This is a genomic window from Erythrobacter sp. HI0063 (genome assembly GCF_001635685.1).
GTDB lineage: Bacteria > Pseudomonadota > Alphaproteobacteria > Sphingomonadales > Sphingomonadaceae > Qipengyuania.
The window spans coordinates 1-7,278 of the sequence record NZ_LWFF01000311.1; the positions used below are offsets into that span (position 1 = coordinate 1).

A 7,278-nucleotide genomic window follows, 5' to 3' on the forward strand; every position below is an offset into this window, starting at 1 on the left:
GCTCAAGTAGCGCGCGGCGCGGTAGCGCAGAAAAAACCCGCTCAGGCAGAGAAGCGATAGCGGCTTAAATCCAGCGCTCATGCAGCGCAGCGGTAGCGCTACAGGAATGGTAATCCAGCGCTCATGCAGCGCAGCGGTAGCGCTACAGGAATGGTAATCCAGCGCTCATGCAGCGCAGCGGTAGCGCTACAGGAATGGTACCCCCGGCCGGACTCGAACCGGCACTTCGTTAGAAACTCGATTTTGAGTCGAGCGCGTCTACCAATTCCGCCACGGAGGCACGGAAGCGGCGCGGATAGCGAAGAGGAGGGAGGAACACAATCCTCCCCTTTGCGCGAAGACTTACTTCTTGAGCGCGCCGACCAGCAGCTTGTGCAGTTTGGAATGCAGCGCATCGTTTGCGGCCAAAACCTGATCGGAATGGATCGGCATGGATCGCCCACGGAAATCGCTGACGAAACCGCCCGCCTCGCGCACGATCAGGCAGCCCGCCGCCGTATCCCAATCGTTGAGGCCGCTTTCCCAGAACCCGTCGAAACGCCCGGCGGCAAGCCAGGCGAGATCGAGGGATGCGGCACCGAAGCGGCGAATGCCCGCAACCTGCGGGCCGATCGCGGCGAAGATCTTGGTCCATTCGGAAAAATCGCCGTGGCCCTGAAACGGCATGCCGGTGGCGACCAGCGATTCGCTGAGATTGCGACGGCCGGACACGCGCAGGCGCGCATCGTGGAGCCAGGCGCCCCGGCTCTTTTCCGCCCAGAACGTCTCGTCGGTGATCGGTTGATAGACCACCCCGGCAGTCACATCGCCCCATCCGCCGCCGCCCAATTTGGGTTCCTGCACCGCGATGGAGATCGCGAAATGGGGAATGCCGTGGATGAAATTGCTGGTCCCGTCGAGCGGATCGATGATCCAGCGCGGCTTGTCGGGATCGCCTTCGATGACGCCCGCTTCTTCCAGCACGAAGCCCCAATCGGGACGCGCGGCCAGCAATTCGTCGTACAAAGTGCGTTCGGCACGCATATCCGCCTTGCTGACGAAATCGGCCGGGCCCTTCTGGCTGACCTGAAGGTGCTCGACCTCGCCGAAGTCGCGCCGCATCCGGCCACCCGCCTTGCGCGCGGCCTTTTCCATTACCCGGATGAGACCGGAAATCGCTGCCATGATAAAGTCCTAGCTCGCCTTGCCGACGTAGCTCTGTTCGTACACGTCGACCACGATCCGCGTGCCGCTTTCGATATGCGGCGGGACCATGATGCGCACGCCATTGTCGAGCACGGCGGGCTTGTAGCTGGACGAAGCGGTCTGCCCCTTCACCACGGCGTCGGCTTCCACGATGGTGGCCTCGACCTGCGAAGGCAGTTCGACGCTGATGGCCTTTTCTTCCCACAATTCGAGCTTCGCCTGCATTCCGTCCTGCAGGAACGGACGCGCATCGCCGAGGAGATCGCTCGGCAGCATGATCTGCTCGCAGGTTTCCTGGTCCATGAACACGAGCATGTCGCCGTCTTCGTAGAGGAACTGGTAGTCCTTGGTGTCGAGCCGCACCTTCTCGACCGTGTCGGCGCTGCGGAAGCGGACGTTCGTCTTGCGACCGTCCTGCAGGTTCTTCATCTCGACCTGCATGTAGGCCCCGCCCTTGCCCGGCTGGGTATGCTGGATCTTGGCGACTTTCCAGATGCCGCCTTCATATTCGAGAATGTTGCCGGGACGGATGTCCACGCCGCTGATCTTCATGGGATATGCCTTCGTCTGTGCCGGGCCGATGGATTGCCCGTGCAAGTATGGCGCGCGCTTAGCCGAGCATGCGTCGAACAACAAGGCTGGCGAAACCCTGCGCGCCGTATGGGTCATCCTGGCGAGCGCCGGATAGGTGGCATGGGGCGGCGCGATGGCCTATATCGGAGGGATGACGGTTCGCCCCATCCCAATCATCATGGCCCTTTTCGCCACGCTCGTTCCGACCACAGGCCGTGCGGCCGCACGCGATATCGGCGTTCTGCCGCAGGGCCGCTATCAATGCGCCCTTCCCGGCGATGCCCAGGGCCAGGCTTACGTTCCGGTCCCGGATCTGTCTTTCCGTATCACCAGCGCCTCGCGCTATGTCCATAAGTCCGGCAAGGGTATCTACCTGCTGGACGGCGATACGATGGTTTTCACGCGCGGCCCGCTCAAGGACATGCGATTGCGGCGCGTGTCCGGCGGGCTCTTGCAGCAGGTGAAGTCCGACGGGACGCTGGGCCGCGTGCGCTGCAATCGGGCGACGCGCTGAAACCTATCGCTGCGAGAGGATCGGGTACGGATTGATCGCGTTGGCCGGCTCCCACCATTCGGCGTCGGGCGTCGTCTGGAGGATGGCGAAATGGAGATGCGGCGCTTCGGGCGAAGCGTTGCCGGAGCTGCCGACCGTGCCCAGCCGCTGCCCGCGCCGCACGCGCTGCCCTTCGCGCAGACCCTCGGCATATTCGTCCATGTGGGCGTAATAATGGATCGTTTCGCCATCTGACGAGCGGACATAAATCGTGTTGCCGCCCGCATCGGACCGGAACAGGCGTTCGATCGTGCCGGGAGCGGCGGCCACCACGCTGGTGCCGCGCGGAGCCATGATGTCGATTGCCTCGTGCAAGCGCGTGCCTCCACCGCGCGAATCGGTGAACGTATCGCTCAGATCGCTCGGCTTCACGTTCAGTACCGGGATCAACAGGCCGGCGGTCGATTCTTCCGCCGGTGCGCGCGCGACTCTGGTGTTGAGTGCCGCGGCGTTGCGCGCCTGATCCGAAATCGGGGTTTCGAGACCTGCCTGCTCTGACGAGGCTGGATCGCTCGGGCCGGGATCCGGGCTGGGGCTCGGTGCAGCCTTGGCGGGGCTTGTCTTTTCGAGCTGGCTGTCGCTGCCCGCATTCTCGATCAGGCTACCACCCGCCACGATCCAGACCATGCTGGTGACCGTGGCGGTGATGATGACAGTGAGTATGCGATCGGCGAACTTCATTGCATGACGATAGCCTGCACCGGCGATGCCGTCACGCTTCGAATATCACCCGCGTCGATTGCGACACCATGCCAGCCAACCGCGCCGCATCCCAATTGGTCAGGCGGACGCAGCCGCTCGATTGCGCACGGCCGATGGTTTCGGGATCCGGCGTGCCGTGAATCCCGTAATGTTCCTTGCTGAGATCGATCCAGACGACGCCGACCGGTCCGTTGGGGCCCGGCGGCAATTGATAGGTTTCGCCTTCCCCGTCGCCGAGGACTTCCGGATCGTAGCTGTAGGTCGGGTTATAGGCTTCGCCCTCGATATCCCACTCGCCGATGGGCAGCGGAAACTGACTGGACCCGGAACTGACCGTGAAAAGCGCGACGAGCTTGTCGCCCTGATAGGCCTTCAAGGTTTTGCCTGCCTTGCTGACCACGATGCGGTCCACTTCGGGCTGGTCGCTACCGACGCCCAGCGCGGCGAGCGTTCTCTGCCAGCCGCGATCGGCGATCGCGCCAGGTTCGATCCGGTCACCGCCGATATTGGGGACGCGGATACGCTGGCCGGGGCGGAAGAAGCTTTCCGCCGCTGCCTGGGCGGTCTGCGCGCTGGAGCCGGGCGCGCTCGAAGTCGGAGTCGGGGTCGGAGTCGCAGTGGCAGTCGAACTGGGCGTCGGCGAGGCCGTGCCCTGTCCCTCCATGCCGGCCGGTCGGCCATTGGGATTGAGCTGCTTCAGCACATCGATCGTCGTGTGAAAGCGTTCGGCAAGCTTCTCGTCGAGCGAGGTGTAGCCGAGGCGTTCCATCTTAGCCTTCGCGGCGGTATCTTCGGGGATTGAGACGTAGTCGACCTCGCCCCAATTCTCGGGAATGGTGACGACGCGCGTGGCCGGAATCCGCTCCCATTCGGACAGCGCCTGTTTGGTCGCTTCGTCCAGCTCACCCGTCGTGTCGAGATCGTTCGCTTCCTGGAAACCCATCAGCGCGTTCTCGGTGCTCATGCCCATCTTGCCGTCGATCACGCCGGGACCGAAGCCGATCCGGTCGAGCACCACCTGCGCCTGCATGATCGGGCGATCTTCGGGATCGGGGATCGCGTCGGCGGAGCCCATATTGCTCGAATTGCCGTCGGCCTCGGCGCTGGTACGCGTCATCGCCTGATCGTCGGACGCCATCGAGTCCGCCAGATTGTCGTCGCTATAGGTGTCGTATCCGTAATCGGATCCGCTATCCGCGCTGGCGGTGGTTTCCTCACCGGTATCGTTGTCCTGCCCGCTCATGCTGCATGCGGCGAGGGCCAGCGAGGATACGGCGGCGAAAACGAGGTGGCGCATGGTAATCTCCTGAACGGACACACGAATTGAAGGTCCGCTTCGGGGATGACTACTCACGAAGCCGCGATTTGCTCCGCAAAGGCTTTCACGCTGGCCACTTCGTCTTCGTTCCAGACCGCACCGGACACGGCGAGGAAATCCGCCCCCGCCTCGATCAGCGGCCTGCAGTTTTCGGGCGTGATGCCGCCGATGGCGACGCAGGGTATTTCGATGAGGCCCGTCCACCATTCCACGAGCTCGGGCTCGGGGCGATGCTCGCTCTGCTTGGTCGTGCTGGGAAAGAACGCTCCGAAGGCGACATAGTCAGCGCCCGCTTCGCCCGCCTCCAGTGCGAGGTGACGGCTGGCATGGCAGGTGACGCCGATCTGCGCCTCGCGCCCCAGTTCCTCGCGCGCTTCTTCCACGGTGCCGTCCTTCTGGCCGAGATGGACACCGTCCGCACCCAGGCGCTTGGCGAGAGGAATCGAATCGTTGACGATGAACGCGACTTCGCGCGCGGCGCAGATGGCCTGCAGAGGTTCGGCAAGGCGTGCGGCCTCGTGCTGGTCGATATCCTTCACGCGAAACTGAAACGCAGTCACCAGCCCCGGCACCGCGTCGAGCGCGCGTTCGAGGCGCTGCGGAAATTCGCCGGACACGTCGAGCGGCGAGATCAGGTAAAGCTGGGTCGAGAGTTCGGCGTTGGGATCGGTCATCGCCACGCCCCTAGCCTTACCGAGCGCGCCCGTCGATATTCAGCCTGTCGAAAGCGGTTTGGGCGCCAGACAGCCCAATGATCCGCACCCTCGCCCCGCTCGCTCTCCTGACACCTCTCATCGCATCGGGATGCGCAATCGTGCCGGACACGCCCATGGTCGGCGGCGAAGCGCAGGCGCAGGGCACCGCCGTCGCTTTGGGAGAATCGGTCTGGCAGGGAGACACGATCCTCACGCCGCTGAGCGTGGTCGAAGACAGTCGCTGCCCGCAAAACGCACGCTGCGTCCATGCGGGCAGGCTTATCGTGTCGACGCGCATCACGGCGACGCATTGGAAGCAGACCGTGCCAATGACTCTGGGCGAGCCCTATACGGTCATGAACCGGACCTATGTGCTGGGCGAAGCCATGCCGGCACAGGTAGCCGGGCAGACCATCCCGCCCGGCGCCTATCGCTTCACCTATGCGGCGCGCTGAATTCAGGCGCCGGTGCTGTCCCCGGTACTGGCACACGAGATCTCTTCGATCGCATTGCCGAGCGCCTGGTCGAATTGCTGATCGTCCATCTTCGCCTGCAGAACTTCGAGCAGCGCGCGGCTGAAGCTTGCGATCATGCCGTCGTTCTTGGCCAGCTCGCGGCAGGCGTCTTCACGGCTGTAACCGCCCGAAAGCGCGACGACGCGCAGCACCTGCGGATGATCGATCAACGGCTTGTAGAGGTTCGGCTCGCTCGGAATCGTGAGCTTCCACATCACCTGCTTGCCTTCGGGCACGCGCTCCATCTGGTCGAGCGCGTTGGATAGCACCAGCGCTTCGGCCTGGACGCGGCTGTCGCTCTTCAGGCTCACTTCGGGTTCCAGGATCGGAACGAGGCCCTGATCCAGAATTTCGAGGCCGAAATCCATCTGCTGGCGGATATTCTCGGCGATGCCCTTCTGATCGGCTTCATGGATGACCGAACGCATCTTCGTGCCGAACACGCCCAATTCCTTGGCCCGCGCGCAGTCTTTCGCCAGCGTCGGCATCTCTTTCATCAGCTGCACGCCGTTTTCGGTGTCGTGCATACCCTTGTCGACCTTCAGGAACGGCACAATGCCGCGGCGCGAGAGCAGGGCCGGAATGGGCGAGCCGTCCTTGGAGCAACCCTCCATCGTCTTTTCGAACAGGATCGCGCCGATGACGCGTCCGTCGGAAAAGCTGGGCGATTCGACGATGCGGCAGCGCATCTCGTGGATCTTGGCGAACATCTCCTCGTCGCCGTCCCACTCGCTATCCTCGACGCCATAGGATTGCAGCGCCTTGGGGGTGGAGCCGCCGGACTGGTCCAGCGCCGCGATAAAGCCCTGCCCGTCACGCATGCGCGCGGTCATCTCTTCGAAATTCATAAATCCGTCCTCACGATCCGTGGATGCATTCGTATGCAGAAGCCCTTAGCCATACCGTTTCCCAGCGGCAAGGCGGTGGGCGGGTTCGTCCAGATTCGAGCGGGTCGTCGCTAGGCAGCGAACTAAACGCGGAGTTGAGCGTATTACGCAAAACGGAGCGGGCCGCGTGGGGCTCGCAGGCGGAGACAGTTCATCCCCGATAGATCCGGTAACGAATTACGCGGTAGCGGCGGCTGGCGCGGCGCGATCGCGCTTGCCATCGTACTGATGGCGGCTCTTTCGGGCGCGACACAGCTGACCCCGCTCTTTCCGACCTATATCGAAAAGCGGATCCTCTCGTCCTTCACTCTCACGCTCGTCTTCGCGATCTATGTCGTCGGCGCGCTTGGGATGATGTGGCTGGGCGGGTCTCTCTCGCGAAAATTCGGCCGGAAATTGCTGCTCGGCGCGGCGCTCGCCGCGATCCTTCTGGCCGACATCGCATTCTATTTCGCGAGCGGTCTGCCACCGCTGATGCTGGGGCGATTTCTTTCGGGCGCGGGCGTCGGCGTGTTCGTCGCCATCGGATCGCTTGCTCTCATCGACCAGCTTTCCGAAGAACACGAGGAGGCAGGCTCGCTGCTGGCGGCTTGCGCAAATGTGGGCGGCCTGGCCTTCGGATCGGTTTTGGCCGGATTCGTCGGCGAATTGGCGACGCGGCCGCTGCACACGCCGTTCCTCGTCCATCTCGCCCTGATCGCGGTGGCTTTCGGTATCCTGATGCTGAGCGCCCGGACGATTGCCAGCGACCGCAGCCGCGCGATCGATTATTCCTTCCCGCGCATTCCCGATGAGGCGCGCGCCGTATTCATTCCGGCGGCGATCGCTGCATTCGCCGCTTTTGCAGTGG

9 protein-coding genes and 1 tRNA gene are annotated in these 7,278 nt (G+C 63.5%); 3 read left to right on the forward strand and 7 right to left on the reverse strand.

Features of this window, described 5'->3' with window-relative positions; translation table 11 throughout:
* Positions 1–195 precede the first annotated feature (195 nt).
* The 3 genes from A3736_RS10875 to efp form a co-directional block, all read right to left on the reverse strand.
* Positions 196–280 (reverse strand) — tRNA-Leu (locus A3736_RS10875).
* A 62-nt stretch (positions 281–342) separates the two neighbouring features.
* A complete protein-coding gene (locus tag A3736_RS10880; protein WP_067682875.1) occupies positions 343–1,164 on the reverse strand; it encodes an inositol monophosphatase family protein in 822 nt (273 codons plus the stop codon).
* 9 nt (positions 1,165–1,173) lie between these two features.
* Complete coding sequence (efp, locus tag A3736_RS10885) at positions 1,174–1,737, reverse strand: elongation factor P (protein ID WP_067682877.1); 564 nt, start codon at positions 1,735–1,737, stop codon at positions 1,174–1,176.
* 154 nt (positions 1,738–1,891) lie between these two features.
* Between efp and A3736_RS10890 the strand changes: the two genes are divergently transcribed.
* On the forward strand, positions 1,892–2,272 hold the full coding sequence (locus A3736_RS10890; protein WP_156502090.1) for an elongation factor P: 381 nt from the start codon (positions 1,892–1,894) through the stop codon (positions 2,270–2,272).
* A 3-nt stretch (positions 2,273–2,275) separates the two neighbouring features.
* On the opposite strand, the gene A3736_RS10895 is transcribed toward A3736_RS10890, so the two are convergent.
* The 3 genes from A3736_RS10895 to thiE are packed head-to-tail and all read right to left on the reverse strand — an operon-like array spanning position 2,276 to position 5,005.
* Positions 2,276–2,992: a M23 family metallopeptidase gene (locus A3736_RS10895; RefSeq protein ID WP_082851446.1), complete on the reverse strand. Its 717-nt coding sequence runs from the start codon at positions 2,990–2,992 to the stop codon at positions 2,276–2,278.
* Positions 2,993–3,023: 31 nt separating this feature from the next.
* Positions 3,024–4,310 carry a L,D-transpeptidase family protein gene (locus A3736_RS10900; RefSeq protein ID WP_067682879.1) on the reverse strand — a complete coding sequence of 429 codons (1,287 nt, stop codon included), beginning with the start codon at positions 4,308–4,310 and terminating at the stop codon, positions 3,024–3,026.
* A 53-nt stretch (positions 4,311–4,363) separates the two neighbouring features.
* A complete protein-coding gene (thiE, locus tag A3736_RS10905) occupies positions 4,364–5,005 on the reverse strand; it encodes a thiamine phosphate synthase (RefSeq protein ID WP_067682889.1) in 642 nt (213 codons plus the stop codon).
* A gap of 77 nt (positions 5,006–5,082) precedes the next feature.
* Between thiE and A3736_RS10910 the strand changes: the two genes are divergently transcribed.
* Positions 5,083–5,481, forward strand: a complete 399-nt coding sequence (locus A3736_RS10910; protein WP_067682881.1) for a hypothetical protein — start codon at positions 5,083–5,085, stop codon at positions 5,479–5,481.
* 2 nt (positions 5,482–5,483) lie between these two features.
* Here the strand turns inward: A3736_RS10910 and A3736_RS10915 are convergent, their stop codons facing one another.
* Positions 5,484–6,389: a fructose bisphosphate aldolase gene (locus tag A3736_RS10915; protein ID WP_067682883.1), complete on the reverse strand. Its 906-nt coding sequence runs from the start codon at positions 6,387–6,389 to the stop codon at positions 5,484–5,486.
* Positions 6,390–6,656: 267 nt separating this feature from the next.
* Between A3736_RS10915 and A3736_RS10920 the strand changes: the two genes are divergently transcribed.
* On the forward strand, positions 6,657–7,278 hold a 622-nt coding region (locus A3736_RS10920), incomplete at its 3' end, for an MFS transporter (protein ID WP_156502091.1).